At 67.7% G+C, this 14,254-nt stretch carries 12 protein-coding genes; 1 reads left to right on the top strand and 11 read right to left on the bottom strand.

Going from position 1 to position 14,254, the window contains the following annotated elements; all coding sequences use genetic code 11:
• Positions 1 to 278 precede the first annotated feature (278 nt).
• The 8 genes from gnd to G4G00_RS06680 form a co-directional block, all read right to left on the bottom strand.
• Complete coding sequence (gene gnd, locus G4G00_RS06715) at positions 279 to 1,184, bottom strand: phosphogluconate dehydrogenase (NAD(+)-dependent, decarboxylating) (RefSeq protein ID WP_108754170.1); 906 nt, start codon at positions 1,182 to 1,184, stop codon at positions 279 to 281.
• A gap of 10 nt (positions 1,185 to 1,194) precedes the next feature.
• Positions 1,195 to 2,451 (bottom strand): hypothetical protein, encoded by a 1,257-nt coding sequence (locus tag G4G00_RS06710; protein WP_164272037.1) that lies wholly within the window; start codon positions 2,449 to 2,451, stop codon positions 1,195 to 1,197.
• A gap of 2 nt (positions 2,452 to 2,453) precedes the next feature.
• Positions 2,454 to 3,113 (bottom strand): DUF2242 domain-containing protein, encoded by a 660-nt coding sequence (locus G4G00_RS06705; protein WP_234414555.1) that lies wholly within the window; start codon positions 3,111 to 3,113, stop codon positions 2,454 to 2,456.
• A 219-nt stretch (positions 3,114 to 3,332) separates the two neighbouring features.
• Positions 3,333 to 5,510, bottom strand: a complete 2,178-nt coding sequence (locus G4G00_RS06700) for a carboxy terminal-processing peptidase (RefSeq protein WP_108757181.1) — start codon at positions 5,508 to 5,510, stop codon at positions 3,333 to 3,335.
• Positions 5,511 to 5,754: 244 nt separating this feature from the next.
• Positions 5,755 to 6,765, bottom strand: a complete 1,011-nt coding sequence (gene lipA, locus G4G00_RS06695) for a lipoyl synthase (RefSeq protein ID WP_108754173.1) — start codon at positions 6,763 to 6,765, stop codon at positions 5,755 to 5,757.
• 19 nt (positions 6,766 to 6,784) lie between these two features.
• Entirely contained in the window at positions 6,785 to 7,495 is a 711-nt protein-coding gene (gene lipB, locus G4G00_RS06690; protein WP_108754174.1) for a lipoyl(octanoyl) transferase LipB, read from the bottom strand.
• Positions 7,483 to 7,761 carry a DUF493 family protein gene (locus G4G00_RS06685; protein WP_108750506.1) on the bottom strand — a complete coding sequence of 93 codons (279 nt, stop codon included), beginning with the start codon at positions 7,759 to 7,761 and terminating at the stop codon, positions 7,483 to 7,485. The genes lipB and G4G00_RS06685 overlap by 13 nt, the downstream gene beginning before the upstream one ends.
• Before the next feature lie 182 nt (positions 7,762 to 7,943).
• Entirely contained in the window at positions 7,944 to 8,936 is a 993-nt protein-coding gene (locus G4G00_RS06680) for a CsgG/HfaB family protein (protein ID WP_108754175.1), read from the bottom strand.
• A 341-nt stretch (positions 8,937 to 9,277) separates the two neighbouring features.
• On the opposite strand from G4G00_RS06680, the gene G4G00_RS06675 reads away from it, so the two are divergent.
• The gene (locus tag G4G00_RS06675) at positions 9,278 to 10,351 is read left to right on the top strand and encodes a lipid A deacylase LpxR family protein (RefSeq protein ID WP_164272034.1); all 1,074 of its coding nucleotides are present in this window, start codon (positions 9,278 to 9,280) and stop codon (positions 10,349 to 10,351) included.
• Between the two features lie 124 nt (positions 10,352 to 10,475).
• On the opposite strand, the gene G4G00_RS06670 is transcribed toward G4G00_RS06675, so the two are convergent.
• The 3 genes from G4G00_RS06670 to mltB all read right to left on the bottom strand — a co-directional run bounded on the left by G4G00_RS06670 (position 10,476) and on the right by mltB (position 14,188).
• Positions 10,476 to 11,693, bottom strand: a complete 1,218-nt coding sequence (locus G4G00_RS06670; RefSeq protein ID WP_108754177.1) for a D-alanyl-D-alanine carboxypeptidase family protein — start codon at positions 11,691 to 11,693, stop codon at positions 10,476 to 10,478.
• 99 nt (positions 11,694 to 11,792) lie between these two features.
• On the bottom strand, positions 11,793 to 13,046 hold the full coding sequence (locus G4G00_RS06665; protein ID WP_164272030.1) for a septal ring lytic transglycosylase RlpA family protein: 1,254 nt from the start codon (positions 13,044 to 13,046) through the stop codon (positions 11,793 to 11,795).
• Positions 13,043 to 14,188 carry a lytic murein transglycosylase B gene (mltB, locus tag G4G00_RS06660; RefSeq protein WP_108754179.1) on the bottom strand — a complete coding sequence of 382 codons (1,146 nt, stop codon included), beginning with the start codon at positions 14,186 to 14,188 and terminating at the stop codon, positions 13,043 to 13,045. Before mltB ends, G4G00_RS06665 begins: the two co-directional genes overlap by 4 nt.
• Between the last annotated feature and the right edge of the window lie 66 nt (positions 14,189 to 14,254).

Here is a 14,254-nt window from a genome sequence, read left to right as displayed (position 1 = left end):
GACTGGCTTTTGCGCCATGGGGTCAGAGCCCTTTCCTGCGGAAAGGGATCCGACCCCGACGTCTGCACGCCATGCGTGGATGACGTAGAAACAATCGGAACACGCCTTTGTAGAGTCGAGCCATGCTCGACTGCACCTGGCGCCATGGGGTCAGAGCCCTTTCCTGCGGAAAGGGATCCGACCCCGACGCTCGCACGCCATGCGTGGATGACGTGGAAACAATCGGAATCGGCGGGGTCAGACCCCTTTCCTGCGGAAAGGGCTCCGCCCCCCATTGCTTACGACTTCTTGATGGCGTGGCCGCCGAACTCGTTGCGCATGGCCGACAGCAAACGGTCGGTGAACGAGTTGGATTCGCGCGAGCGCAGGCGTTCCAGCAGCGACAGGGTGATCACCGGCGCCGGCACATCCAGGGCAATGGCCTCGGCCACCGTCCAGCGGCCTTCGCCGGAATCTTCCACGTACGGGGCAATGCCATCCAGCGACGGATTGCGCTTCAACGCTTCGGTGCTCAGGTCCAGCAGCCACGAACGCACCACGCTGCCGTGGCGCCAGACTTCGGCCACCTGGGCCAGGTCCAGCTGCAGCTCGTCCTTGCGCTCCATCAGCGCGAAGCCTTCGGCATAGGCCTGCATCATTCCGTACTCGATGCCGTTGTGGACCATCTTGGTGAAGTGGCCCGCACCGGACGGGCCGACACGGCCCCAGCCACGGTCTTCGGCCGGCGCCAGCGTGCGCAGCAGCGGCGCGATCTGCTCGACCACCGCTTCATCGCCGCCCACCATCAGGCTGTAGCCTTCCTGCAGGCCCCACACGCCGCCGCTGGTGCCGCAGTCCACGTAGCCCAGGTCATCTTCGGCCAGCGCCTTGGCGCGGCGCATCGAGTCCTGGTAGTTGGAATTGCCACCGTCGATCACGATGTCCCCTTCGGCCAGGTGCGGGGTCAGCTGGCCCAGCGTCTGGTCCACGGTTTCACCGGCCGGCACCATCAGCCACACCACGCGCGGCACCGGCAGCGCGGCCACCGCGGCGGCCAGCGAATCAACCACCTGCAGGCCGGCCTCGGCCGCGCGCTGGCGCGCGCCTTCGCCGGGGTCGTAACCCACCACGCGGTGGCCGCCGCGATGCAGGCGCTGGGCCATGTTGGCGCCCATGCGGCCCAGGCCGATCATTGCAATATCCATTGTTTCACCTTCAGTTGTTGTCGGAAGTCAGGCTGCCTGGCCGGCCGGTCGTCGCGCAGGCACGCAGTTGCGCCTGGCGCCAACGCCGGTAGAGCGTGGTATGCAGATTGTGCAACGCCAGGTCGATGGAAAACGCGGTACGTGGGTTCCGGTCGAGCAGGCGCACGATGTGGTAGCCGATGGGACGTATACCGCGTGGGTGCACATAGATCACGAACTGCTGGTAGAACGGATCGTCCAGCAACTGGTCCATGCGTTCCAGGGAAGCGCGGTAGCGCGGTGCCAGCTGCGCCCGCAGCGCCGGATCGCGTTCGTACAGCAGCCGCTCGAAGTAGCGCCGGCCGCCCCGTGGAATGCCCTGTGCCAACCGCCACAGCTGCGCATTGCGCTGGTCGTACCAGGCAAACCCCGCGTGCGCGGCCAGCGCCTGCGCGGCGTCGGCGCCCACATCCACCACCACGAAGTTTTCGGCCTGGTTGTTCAGATCGTCCAGCAGCGCCTTGTCGCCCACGTGTTCAATGAAGCCGGGCAGGCCCACGAACGCCTGCCGCCCCTGCGCCGACGCGCGCACCGCCTTGCCGTCGGCCACGAAGTCGCCGGCGTGTGCGCCCAGCAGGATGCTGTCGGTGGCGTGCAGGCCGAGGAAGGTGCCGATCGACAGCTCGGCCGGGCTGAACTCCGCATCGAAGGCCGCATCGCCATACAGCGCGCGCTGGCTGGCCAGCTGTGCCACCTGCCGGCCCACCCCGCATTCGGCGCGCACGCGGCCGCTCTGGAACGCCTGCAGCGCTGCGCTGTTGCTGCCCTGGGGCACGTAGCCGCGACCGAAGCTGCGCGTGCGTTGCCAGCCCTGGGCTTCCGCACCACCCGCGCCGAAGCCGATCCAGCCCAGTTGCAGGCCGGAAAACCGGAAACCGGGGTTGTCCTGCAGCGCCTGGGTGGCACTGCGCGTGGCCGCACCCAACAGGAAGCTGTACGCGCAGACCGTGGCGGGGTTGTCCAGCAGCTGCTGCAGCAGCGCCTGCCGCACGCTGTCGGGCAGATCCGCCGGCCAGCGCACGCGCAGATCACCGGCGGCCTGCGCATCGGCCAGCGAGGCACGCTGGCACACCGGGCCGCCGTGAATGTCGGGCGCCGGCAGGGCGCTGGCTTCAAAGCGCCAGCCCAGCCGTTGCAGCAGCCCCTGCGTGCAATCCACCGCGGGCGCCGCGTGGCTGCCCAGCGGGCCGGCCAGCAGCAGGCCCAGCAGCAGCGCCCGCCCCCGCATGCTCAGCCTTGGGCCGCCGCCGGGGCCGGCGCATCGGCCGGAGTGGGTTCGGGGGGCGCAGGCTCGCTGGGCAGTGCCGGGCTGGGCAAGGGTGCCGGCTCCGGCGCGCTGGCCGCCGGGGGCGCGGGCTTGGCCGCAGCCGCCGGCAGGTACTGCTGCAGGCGCTGGAAGAAGCGCCGGTAGAAATCGGCATCGGTAATGGTGCTGCTGGCCACTTTCACCAGCGAATCGTCGTTGCTGCCGAACGGCAGCGACACCGAACCCAGCGCGCCCACGCCCACACTGGCCGAGGTCGGGCTCTTCTTCAGCGCGTAGCGGTCCTGCACCGCGCTGACGAACACCAGCGCCTGGTCGGCGCCGCGCGGGGCACAGGAAATGCGCAGCACCAGCTGCTCGTGGTCGTCTTCGCGCGGCTGGAAATTCTTGTTGCCTTCCACCTGGCCATCGTCGGCGCGGGCAATCGCGTAGCCCTGGCTGAGCAGGGTGCGGCGGGCGGCTTCGCAGGCTTCGGCCGGGCGGCCATCGACGGTGCGCGAGAAGGTATCGCCCGAATCGAAGGATTCGCGCAGCAGCGCGTTGTCGGCAGCGCGGCCGCCACAGCCGGCCAGAGCCAGGGTGCCAGCCATGGCCAGCAGGGGAAAACGGATGCGCGGGGCCCGCATGGGTGCTCCTGCGAGAACGGAAGCCCCAAGGGTAGACCCGGCACCGTGTGCGGCGGGTCGAGGACGGCCGGCCCGTTGCTGCCGGTTCATGCGCCGGGTCCGATGGCCGCTGCGCTCGCCGGGCATGGCCCGGCGCTACCGTCAGGGCGCCGATGCGCGACCGCCAAACAAAACGGGGCCGGCATTGCCGGCCCCGTCGGGTATCACGGTGCGGTGCGATCAGTCGGCCCAGCGGCCCACGCCGGTGGACTGCGGCAGCACCTGCGCCGACAGCGGGCGGTCGGTTTCCAGCAGGTTCACCGCATCGGCCAGGATCGCGGCCGATTCACGCAGCAGCGGGTCCGGACGCTTCTCGGCGGCCTTCTCGCGGGCGGCATCCTTCACGATGTCGCGCTCGTTGCCGGTCAGGCCGTCATCGCTGCTGTCATCGGCCAGCGGGTCCAGGGCCAGGCCCAGTTCCTTGCGGATCACCTGGCGCTCCTTGCGCTGGGTGTCCTGGCGCTCGCGCTCGGCACGGCGGGTGGCCTCGTTCAGCGACACATACTTCTTCTCTGCCTCGGTGCGGAACTGCTGCACGTCCTCGTTCCACCACTGGAATTCCTTGTCGGTGGCGATACGGGTGTCGTGGCGGGTTTCCAGCTTCGGCAGCAGCGGCGCGAAGTTGCCGTACTGGGTGTGCGGCACAGCGGCGATGCGGGTCCACGGCAAGGCGTTGTCGTAGGTGCTTTCGCCGAATTCGGTGGCATCCACGCTGGCCGGGAAGGCCAGGTCGGGCACCACGCCCTTGTGCTGGGTGCTGCTGCCGCTGATGCGGAAGAACTGGGCAATGGTCAGCTTCACCTGGCCGAAGCGCTGGGTTTCACCGCTCGGCCAACGGTCCAGATCCACGATGTTCTGCACCGTGCCCTTGCCGAAGGTGGTTTCACCAATGACCAGGCCACGGCCGTAATCCTGGATGGCGCCGGCGAAGATTTCCGAGGCCGAGGCCGAACCGCGGTTGATCAGCACGGCCAGCGGGCCGTCCCAGGCCACGCCCTGGTTGCGGTCGTTGTTCACGGTCACCCGGCCGCCGGATTCGCGCACCTGCACCACCGGGCCCTGTTCGATGAACAGACCGGTCAGTTCAATGGCTTCGTCCAGCGAACCGCCACCGTTGTTGCGCAGGTCCAGCACCACGCCGTCCAGCTTGTCGTTCTTGAAGCCGGCCAGCAGCTTGGCCACGTCGCGGGTAGCCGAAGCGTAATCGGTCGCGTTGCGGCGGCGGCCTTCGAAGTCCTGGTAGAAGGTCGGCAGCTTGATCACGCCCACCTTGCGCTCGGGCTCGCCGTCCTTGCCCGGAATGGTCATGGTTTCGCCCTTGGCGGCCTGTTCGGCCAGGCGCACCTTCTGCCGGGTCAGCACCAGGGTGTGGTGCTTGCCGTCGGCGCCCTCTTCGGCCGGAATGAATTCCAGCTTGACCTGGGTGTCCTTGGCGCCACGAATCTTGGCCACCACGTCGTCGATGCGCCAGCCAATCACATCTTCGATGGTGCCCGACTTGCCCTGGCCCACGCCCACGATGCGGTCGCCCGGCTTCAGCGTGCCGTCCACGGCGGCCGGGCCGCCGGCGATGATCTCGCGGATCACCACCACGTCGTCCTGGCGCTGCAGCTGCGCGCCAATGCCTTCCAGCGACAGCGACATGGCCTGGTTGAAGTTCTCGGCCGTGCGCGGGGTGAAGTAATCGGTGTGCGGATCGACCGCGCTGGTGTAGGCGTTCATGAAGAACTGGAAGACGTCTTCGCCCTTCAGCTCGTTCACCGACTTTTCCATCGTGGCGTAGCGCTTGTCCAGCGTCTTGCGGATGTCGTCGGACTTCTTGCCGGCCAGCTTCAGGCGCAGCCAGTCATTCTTCACCGACTTGCGCCACAGCTCGTCCAGTTCAGCGCTGCTGGCGGCCCACGGCACGTCCTTGCGGTCGTACTCGAAGCGCTCGTCAGTGGTGAAGTCCGGCTCCTGCTTCAGCAGCTTGCGCGCGTAGGCCACGCGCTCGCCCACGCGCTGCTTGTAGACGGCAAACACCTGGAACGCCGGTTCCATCTCGCCGCCACGGATGGCATTGGCGATATTGGCCTCGAACGGCGCGAAGCGGGTCACGTCGGCCTGGGTGAAGTACTGCTTGCCGCCGTCCAGGGTGTCCAGGTACCGCTTGAACACGTCCTTGGCGGTGGCTTCGTCCAGCGCGCGCGGCCGGTAGGCGTAGCGGCTGTCGGACAGCAAGCCGTAGACCAGCTTGGAGGTGGTCACCTGGTCGGCGGTGGCCGCAGCCGGCAAGGCCGGCGAATCGGTCTTGGCCGCCAGCGCCAGCGGCGCTACCAGCGCCAGGGCCATCAGGAATGCAGGGGCTTTGAATTTCATGAACGTGCTCAAGGGCGGCTTGCCAAGGGGGAGACTGCGCGGTGTTCAGACACCACGACAGTGCCGAAAGTTGCCGGATTTGTCATCCGCCCACGATCGGTGGAAAACCAGCCTAGCCGGGCCGGTGTAGCAAATTGTGAATGCAGGGGGTAGCGCCGGGCCATGCCCGGCGAGTGCAGCAGAAGACAGATGGGTCAAAGGCGTGCGAACCAAGGTTCGCACCCACCGGGGCGGTTCGCCCCCCTCAGGAAACGCCGGCGCCCTTGGCCTGCACGTCGGCGTGGTACGACGAGCGCACCATCGGGCCGGAGGCCACGTGGCTGAAGCCCAGTTCGTAGCCGTAGTCTTCCAGCGCCTTGTAGTCTTCCGGGGTCCAGTACTTCAGCACCGGGTGGTGGTGCGCGGTCGGCTGCAGGTACTGGCCGATGGTGATCATGTCCACATCGTGGGCACGCAGGTCACGCATGGTGGCCTTGATCTGCTCGAATTCCTCGCCCAGGCCCAGCATGATGCCGCTCTTGGTCGGCACCGACGGGTGCTGCGCCTTGAAGTTCTTCAGCAGGTTCAGCGACCACTGGTAATCGGCACCGGGGCGCACGTTGCGGTACAGGTCCGGTACGGTTTCGATGTTGTGGTTGAACACGTCCGGCGGGTTCTGCGCCAGGATTTCCAGCGCGCGCTCCATGCGGCCCTTGCCGCGGAAGTCCGGGGTCAGCACTTCGATGCGGGTGCCCGGCGACTTCTCGCGGATGGCGGTGATGCAGTCGACGAAGTGCTGGGCACCACCGTCGCGCAGGTCATCGCGGTCAACGCTGGTCACCACCACGTACTTCAGGCCCATGTCGGCCACGGTCTGGCCCAGGCTGGCCGGTTCGTTGGCATCGGGCGGCTTGGGGCGGCCGTGGGCCACGTCGCAGAACGAGCAGCGGCGGGTGCAGACTTCGCCCAGGATCATGAAGGTGGCGGTGCCGTGGCCGAAGCATTCATGGATGTTCGGGCAGCTGGCTTCCTCGCACACCGTCACCAGGCGGTTCTCGCGCAGCTTGGCCTTCAGGTTCTGCACGGCATTGCCCGAAGGAATGCGCACGCGGATCCACGACGGCTTGCGCAGCACCGGGGCATCGGCGAACTGCACCGGCGAACGGTTGATCTTGTCCCCGCCCATCTGCTTCACGCCCACCTGCAACGGTGCGGCGGTCGGCAGGTCGGCCTGCACGATCTGCAGGGGAATGGTGCGGGCGGTGGTCTCAGTCATGGCAGTTCCGGGGGGGCGGTCAGGCGGCCGCAGAAAGATCGGGCAGTTCGGGCGTGGGCTGCAGCAGCAGGCCAAACTGGCGGGCCAGGTTGTCCAGCAGCACCGGCTTGACGGCGTCCATCCCGGACGGGCCGCCCAAGTCTACCACCGAGGTCACCTGCAGCCCCTGGTAACCGCAGGGGTTGATGCGGTGGAAGGGTTCCAGATCCATGGACACGTTGAAGGCCAGGCCGTGGAAGGTACAGCCGCGGCGCACGCGGATGCCCAGCGCGGCGATCTTGGCCCCACCCACGTACACACCGGGGGCGCCTTCACGACGCTCGGCGCCGATGTTCCAGTCGGCCAGGGTGTCGATGATGGCCTGTTCGATACGGCACACGTAGTCGCGCACGCCGATGCCCAGCCGCGGCAGGCGCAGCAGCGGGTAGACCACGATCTGGCCGGGGCCGTGGTAGGTCACCTGGCCGCCACGGTCCACGTGCAGCACCGGAATATCGCCCGGGGCCAGCACGTGTTCGTCCTTGCCGGCCTGGCCCAGGGTGAACACCGGATCGTGTTCGACCACCCACAGTTCGTCGGCGTCGTCGTCCGTCCGCTGGTCGGTGAAGCGCTGCATGGCGCGCCAGACCGGTTCATAGGCCTGGCGGCCCAGGTCACGGACCACCGCCGGACGCGCCGGGCGGTTTTCGGGGGCGGCGTCGGCCGGGCAGCTGGCGGCTACACCGTCCACTTCACTTCCGGGTGGCCACGCAGCGCCTCATGGGCCACGTCGTACTGTTCGCGGTTCTCGGCCTGGAACACCAGGCGAACCGAAACATACTTGCCGTTGGTCGAATGCTTCCAGCTGATGCGCTCGTTCACCACGGTGATGCCCGCGGCCTGCAACAGGCGCGGAAGCTCGTGCTCGAGGCCGCGGTTGGCGGCGCCCATGGCACTGAGCTCGAACTGACCGGGGAACTGGAAGCCGTGGTCGGGGTTGTCGGACTTGATTTCCATGGGCCCATTATCGGGCCGGAAGGCAACAAACCCAAGAGTATTCATCAAAGTCGACAGCGGCACCGGCGAGCCGCTGCGTTGCAGGGGGCGAATGTGCCGGCCTGAGCCAGGCTGCTGGGCCAGCCTGCCGGGCCGGCCCCGGCAGGCAACGCGTGCCGGCCCGATGCCGGCACGCCAGCGGCCTACTTGGCCGTTTCCATCAGGGTGGAATTGACCCAGCCCTTGTTGCCCATTTCGTCTTCCACTTCCCACATGGTGCCGTCCTTCACACCGGTGGGGTACAGCAGCATGCCCGGCTCCAGCGCGCGCACCGCCGCACCGGTGCCCTTGGCGTTGGCCAGCAGGCGGCCAGCCTTCAGCATGGTCACGGCCTGGCCGGCATTGGCAGCGGAGGCATTGGCCGGCAGGCCGCCCAGCTCGGTCACCATGGTGCTGTAGGCCTGCAGATAGGCCAGGGTGATCACCTGGCCGATTTCGGTGTTGGCGTAGCCGCCCACGCCCATCGCGCCAATGCCGCCACCGCCGAACAGGCCGCCACCGGCGCCCCAGCCCAGGTCGGTTTTTTTGGAGTTGCCTTCAACGACCGCAACCTGCTCGGAGGAGCGCACATCGGTCAGGGTCAGGGTCACATCGGCGGTCTTCCTGCGGAAGTTCAGGCCACTTACGACAGAGCCGGCCTTGCCGCCGATCAGGCCGCCCACCAGGCCACCGATGGCACTGCCGCCAGCGTTGCTGTTCTGCGAGATCAGGTCCGGCACCAGAACGTAATCGGCGGCCCGGATCTGGCCCTTGCCGATGTTCGAACGCCCGCGCAGCTGGCCTTGGCTGGCCAGCGCGCGCTCGGCCTGGGCCGCGGCCATGCCGACGCCACGGTCGACCAGGGTGAAGCACTTGGACTTGTTGACGAACACCTTGATCAGCTTCGAAGGCGCCGGCAGCTGCTGGCCGGTCCACCAGTTCACCGCGTCTTCCGATTCGATCACCGAGATGGAACCGAGCGGCTTGGTGCAGACCGGAATCTCGGCCTGGCCCTTCTTGCTCTGCTGCTGGGCAGAGGTGCGGCTGTTGGCGAAGCTGTCGCGCAGGCCGGCCGACGCCGGGGCACTGACCGCCACCAGCGCAGCACCCAGCAGCACGCAGCCCAACGCAGGGGGGAGCGAATTCGATTTTTTCATTTGAGTCATCCAGCACCTCGCTGTGGGCGAAGCACATTCCATGGTTTGAGAAAGGGTCCAGGACCTGGATCCGTTGCGACGCCCCCCTCAGGCGCCGGCGCAGGAGGTATGGCACGCCTGCGCCGCACGCCACAACCGCAGCTGACTGCCAATGCCGATGACGACACACGTGGCACACGCCCCCTGCCGACACCCCGCCTGCGCCGCGCCCCCGCCACGTATGGCTGTGCCAGTGGGACAACGTTGTTTTCGGAACAGACATGTGAGCGTCATGTGGTCGTTTTGGCCGCTGCCTGGATGTACCGTGTCGCGGCATAAAACGACAAAAGAACCCGCACCCGATGAGCTCCCCTTCCCAACACCGCCTCGCAGCCCTCGGGCTGTCGGGTCTGCTCGCTGCCACCCTCCCCCTTGCTGCCCAGGCCGCCGAACAGTGCGGCCCGGATGCCATGCGCGACCACCCGCCGCAGGTGAACTTCCGCGTGGACAACGACCTGTTCGGCGGCAAGGACCAGGACCAGGGCTACACCAACGGCGCCCAGCTCACCCTGGTCTCGCCCAATCTGGTGGACTACACGGACGACCCCTGCCTGCCGAAGATGGCGCGCTGGGTGAACCGGCACCTGGAACGGCTGCACCCGGGTGAGTTCGAGCAGCAGAACATGATCTTCAGCCTGGCCCAGGGCATCTTCACCCCCACCGATTTCACCCGGAAGGACCTGATCGAGGACGACCGCCCCTATGCGGGCGTGCTGATCGCCAGCTTCGGCTACAACGCGCGCCGCGGCGACCGCCTGCAGACCACCCAGCTGGCGGTGGGCGTGGTGGGCCCGTGGGCGCAGGGCAAGCAGGTGCAGAACGCCGTGCACGAGGTGCTGGGCGACGAGAAATTCCAGGGTTGGGACAACCAGCTGCACAACGAACCGGTGTTCATGCTGACCCACGAACGCATGCGCCGCTGGCCGGGCGATGCCACTGAAAATGCCGGCGGCTGGGGCTGGGATGCGATCACCCACTACGGCGGTGCGATCGGCAACCTGGCCACCCACGCCAATGCCGGCGCCGAAGTGCGCTTTGGCTGGAAGCTGCCCGACGACTTCGGCAGCACCCCGCTGCGCCCGGCCGGCGAAAACACCGCGCCGACCCGCGGCGGCCGCCCGGCCGGCTGGTCGTGGCACCTGTTCGCCACCACCGATGCCTCGTGGGTGATCCGCGATATCACCCTGGACGGCAACACCTTCCGCAACAGCCACAGCGTGGACAAGCGCAACTTCGTGGCGCTGGGCGGCTACGGCCTGGCGGTGATGAGGGGCCGCTGGAAGTTCGCCCTGGCCCGTTACCACAGCACCCGCGAGTTCGACGGCCAGCGCGAAGCGCCGGTGTTCGGCAGCTTCACCATCAGCCGCTCGCTGTAACCGGGGTTGTAGAGTCGAGCCATGCTCGACTGCATTCACCATCAGTCGAGCATGGCTCGACTCTACAAGAAACGAAAAAGGCCGGCTTTCGCCGGCCTTTTCATTCACCACGCAGGTGCGTGGATCATTCCGATTCCCACCACATCCAGAAGCTGTCCCACAGGCGCTTGAAGAAGCCAGCCTGTTCAACAGCCGCCACGGCCACCAGCGGGGCTTCCGCCACCACCTTGCCGTCCAGGGTGACCTTCACGGTGCCGATCTGCTGGCCAGCGGTGAACGGTGCTTCCAGGGTCTTGGGCACGTCGATGCTCGGCTTCAGGTCGTTGTAGCGGCCGCGCGGCACGCTCACCAGCATCGGCTGGGCCACGCCCAGCTGCACCTTGTCGGTGGTGCCCTTCCAGACCTTGTGCTCGGCCACGGCCTTGCCCGGCTCGTACAGGCGGTGGGTTTCGAAGAAGCGGAAGCCCCAGTTCAGCAGGGCCAGGCTGTCATCGGCACGCTGCTTTTCCGACGAACCACCCAGCACCACCGCGATCAGGCGCTGGTCGCCGCGCTGCGCCGAGCTCATCAGGCAGTAGCCGGCTTCGGAGGTGTGGCCGGTCTTGATGCCGTCCACGCTGCCATCGCGCCACAACAGCAGGTTGCGGTTGGGCTGCTTGATGTTGCCGACCTGGAATTCCTTGATCTTGTTGTAAGCGTAGGTTTCCGGGTAATCGCGCACCATCGCCCGGCCCAGCAGGGCCAGGTCGTAGGCGGTGCTGTGGTGGCCTTCGGCGGTCAGGCCGTGGGCGTTCACGAAGTGCGAGTTCTTCATGCCGATCTTGGCGGCGTAGCTGTTCATCAGCGAAGCAAAGGCTTCTTCGCTGCCGGCCACGTGTTCGGCCAGGGCGATGGCGGCGTCGTTGCCCGACTGGATCGCCATGCCCTTTTCCATGTCTTCCAGGCGCGCGGTCTGGTTCACCGGGAAGCCGCTGTAGCTGCCGTCGGTGCCCGCGCCGCCTTCGCGCCAGGCGCGCTCGCTCATCATCACCTGGTCATCCGCACGCACCTTGCCGTTCTTGACCTCGGCGGCGATGACATAGGAGGTCATGACCTTGGTGATGCTGGCCGGGGCCAGTTCTTCGTGCACGTTCTCGCCGGCCAGCACCTGGCCGGTGGCGTAATCCATCAGGACCCACGCCTTGGAAACAGTCGGCACCGGGGCCGGCGGCGTGGCCACGGTGGCCGGCGCAGCGGCGGCGGCAGGTGCCGGGGTGGCCGGGGTCGGCAGGGGGGTCTGGGCGGAAGCCAGACCGACCACCAGGGTGGCGGCCAGGGCAGTGGCGGCGGAACGGAAATTCATGGGACAGCAGGCTCCAGGGACGGCCAGGATGGAGGGTGGTACGAAGCGGCCATTGTAAGGCCGACGGGGCGGAGGCCGGCAGCACCGGCCCCGGTCGAATCAGTCTTTGACGATCTGCGGTGCGCCCAGGCCCAGACCGGCGATGCGGCCGACAAGTTCCGCGGCGCTGGCATGGTCGGTGGCGGGTACGCGCAGACGGAACAGGGTGCGGCCGCCGGCGGCGATGTCGCTGATGGTGGCGCCGACGATGCCGGCCGCGTTCAACTGGCCCATGGCACGGGTGGCGTTGTCGCGGCTGGAAAAGCTGGCCACCTGCACCATCACCGCACCCACAACCTGCTGCGACAGCGTGGGCGCGGGGGCCGGCGTGCTGCGTGCCGGGGCGGCAGCTGCGCGCGGTGCGGCGGCGGCCACGGCCACCGGTGCACGCGGCGCCGGGGCGCTGGGCGGCAGCGCGCTCACTGCCACGTCCGGCAGGGTGCTGCTGGCAGCCTGGGTGGTGGCCGGCTGGCCACGTGCGGGCATGGCATCGGCAGGCAGGCGCTGCACCAGGCGGTCGATATCGCTGGCCGGCGTGCTGCGCGCTGCTGCTGTGGGGCGTGCCGAGACCACCGCCGTGGCGGCAGCGGCTTCGGCGGCACGGCGCTCGCGGCGCGACGGCTTCTGCGCCAGCAGGTTGCCTTCGCCCGGCTGCAGCGCGCGCACTTCCACATTGCCGGTGCCGCGCTGGGTGATGCCCAGGCGCACGGCGGCGGCATAGCTCAGGTCCACCACGCGGCCATCGTGGAACGGACCACGATCGTTGACGCGCACGATCACCGATTCGCCGTTGTCCAGGTTGGTCACGCGGGCGAAGCTGGGCAGCGGCAGCGTCTTGTGTGCGGCGGTGAACTGATACATGTCGTAGACCTCGCGGTTGGAGGTCAGGCGGCCATGGAACTTGGCGCCGTAATACGACGCGGTACCGCGCTCGACATAGTCATGGGTGTCGTCCAGCACTTTGTACGACTTGCCCAGCACCACATACGGCGATTTGTTGCCGATGGTCGAGCGTTCGACCGCGGTCACTTCCGGCTCGGGAATGCAGGCCACGTTGGGCACGTAGCTGGGGGTGCTGTCCTTCACCCCGGGCTTGTACAGGCCACCGGCGGTGTAGTTGCCACGCGTGCTCAGGTCTTCGGTGGCCGCCGCATAGGGCGAACCGTCCGGGCAGTGCGCCGGGCGCCCGCCCTTGCCCTGCACCACCGTGCCCGGCACCTTGCCGCCGTGGCCGGCGCTGGGCTTGTTCGGCGCGCTGCTGCACGCCGCCAGTGCGAGTACTGCCAGTGCGGGAACCAGCCATCTGATGTTCATGCCGGGGGCAGCTCCTGTCCGGCAATGGCCTGCGACAACTGGTGCACGGCCATCGCGTACATCTTCGAAAGGTTGTAGCGGGTAATGGCGTAGTAGTTCTGGAAGCCCAGCCAGTACTGCTTGCCGGTGCTGCCTTCCAGGGTGATGGGCGTTGCGGTGGCGCCCGCCGGGACCGGCGCGCTGGGCTGGTAGCCGCGCTGCGCCAGGTCGGCCAGCGACCAGGTGGGCATCCACTCGGTGGGGTTGAACTCCTCGCGGCCCGGCGCCAGCGTGGCCGGTACGACCACGGGGCCGCCGCGCACCCAGCCGCCCTTCTTCACGAAGTAGTTGGCGATGGACGAGAACACATCGTCGTAGCTGGTGAACAGGTCACGGCGGCCATCGCCGTTGCCGTCCACGGCGTAGTCCAGATAGCTGGACGGCATGAACTGGCCCATGCCCATCGCCCCGGCGTAGCTGCCCTTGAGCGTGGTGATGTCCAGCTTTTCTTCGCGGCCCAGTTCGAACAGCTTGGCCAGTTCATCGCGGAAGAACAGTTCGCGGCGCACTTCGCGTTCCAGCTTGGCCGGGTCGCCACTGCGCGGGTAATAGAACGCCAGGGTGTACAGCGCATCCAGCACGCGGTGGTTGCCGGCGTTCTTGCCGTAGCTGGTTTCCACGCCGATGATCGCCACGATCACTTCGGCCGGCACGCCAGTGCGCTGCTGCACGCGGTCCAGTTCGGCACGGTGTTCGGCCAGGAAAGCGCGGCCGCCGTCGATGCGCGCCTTGCTGATGAACATCGGCCGGTATTCGTTCCACGGCTTCACCCGTTCGGCCGGGCGGGCCATGGCGGCAATGATGGGCTGGCGCACCTGCGCCTGGTCCAGCACGGCGCTGATCTGCTGCGGTGCCAGGCCGTAGCGCTTGGCGGTATCGGCAATGAAGTTGGCGCGCGCGGTTTCAAACGGTACCGGGGTCAGATCCACCGGCGGTGCGGTGCTGGCGGCAGCTTCCGGCGCGGCTTCGGCCGGGCCCTGCGGCTTGCTGGCCGGGTGGCGCGGCGAACTGCTGGCCTGCGGAGACGACGGTGGGGACGTCGGCTGGGTCGCGCAGGCGACCAGGCCGAGGGTGAGCATGCAGGCCAGAGTGCGTCGAATCATCACCGCAGGTTAGCAGGTCATGGATGAATTAAAACCCCTAACACCATGAATCACAACGATTTGCCT

Origin of the sequence: Stenotrophomonas sp. B1-1 (assembly GCF_010894375.1) — a bacterium.
In the GTDB taxonomy this organism is placed as follows: domain Bacteria; phylum Pseudomonadota; class Gammaproteobacteria; order Xanthomonadales; family Xanthomonadaceae; genus Stenotrophomonas.
The sequence above is the reverse complement of the archived record's forward strand: the minus strand, read 5'-3'. Positions and strand labels throughout refer to the sequence as shown.

Excerpts from the sequence above, each read along its gene's own strand:
- G4G00_RS06685 (WP_108750506.1), bottom strand. The coding sequence starts at position 7,761 with ATGGAAATCAAGTCCGACAACCCCGACCACGGCTTCCAGTTCCCCGGT.
- mltB (WP_108754179.1), bottom strand. The coding sequence starts at position 14,188 with ATGATTCGACGCACTCTGGCCTGCATGCTCACCCTCGGCCTGGTCGCC.
- G4G00_RS06705 (WP_234414555.1), bottom strand. The coding sequence starts at position 3,113 with ATGCGGGCCCCGCGCATCCGTTTTCCCCTGCTGGCCATGGCTGGCACC.
- gnd (WP_108754170.1), bottom strand. The coding sequence starts at position 1,184 with ATGGATATTGCAATGATCGGCCTGGGCCGCATGGGCGCCAACATGGCC.
- G4G00_RS06670 (WP_108754177.1), bottom strand. The coding sequence starts at position 11,693 with ATGAATTTCCGTTCCGCCGCCACTGCCCTGGCCGCCACCCTGGTGGTC.
- G4G00_RS06700 (WP_108757181.1), bottom strand. The coding sequence starts at position 5,510 with ATGAAATTCAAAGCCCCTGCATTCCTGATGGCCCTGGCGCTGGTAGCG.
- G4G00_RS06680 (WP_108754175.1), bottom strand. The coding sequence starts at position 8,936 with ATGAAAAAATCGAATTCGCTCCCCCCTGCGTTGGGCTGCGTGCTGCTG.
- G4G00_RS06675 (WP_164272034.1), top strand. The coding sequence starts at position 9,278 with ATGAGCTCCCCTTCCCAACACCGCCTCGCAGCCCTCGGGCTGTCGGGT.
- G4G00_RS06710 (WP_164272037.1), bottom strand. The coding sequence starts at position 2,451 with ATGCGGGGGCGGGCGCTGCTGCTGGGCCTGCTGCTGGCCGGCCCGCTG.
- G4G00_RS06665 (WP_164272030.1), bottom strand. The coding sequence starts at position 13,046 with ATGAACATCAGATGGCTGGTTCCCGCACTGGCAGTACTCGCACTGGCG.
- lipA (WP_108754173.1), bottom strand. The coding sequence starts at position 6,765 with ATGACTGAGACCACCGCCCGCACCATTCCCCTGCAGATCGTGCAGGCC.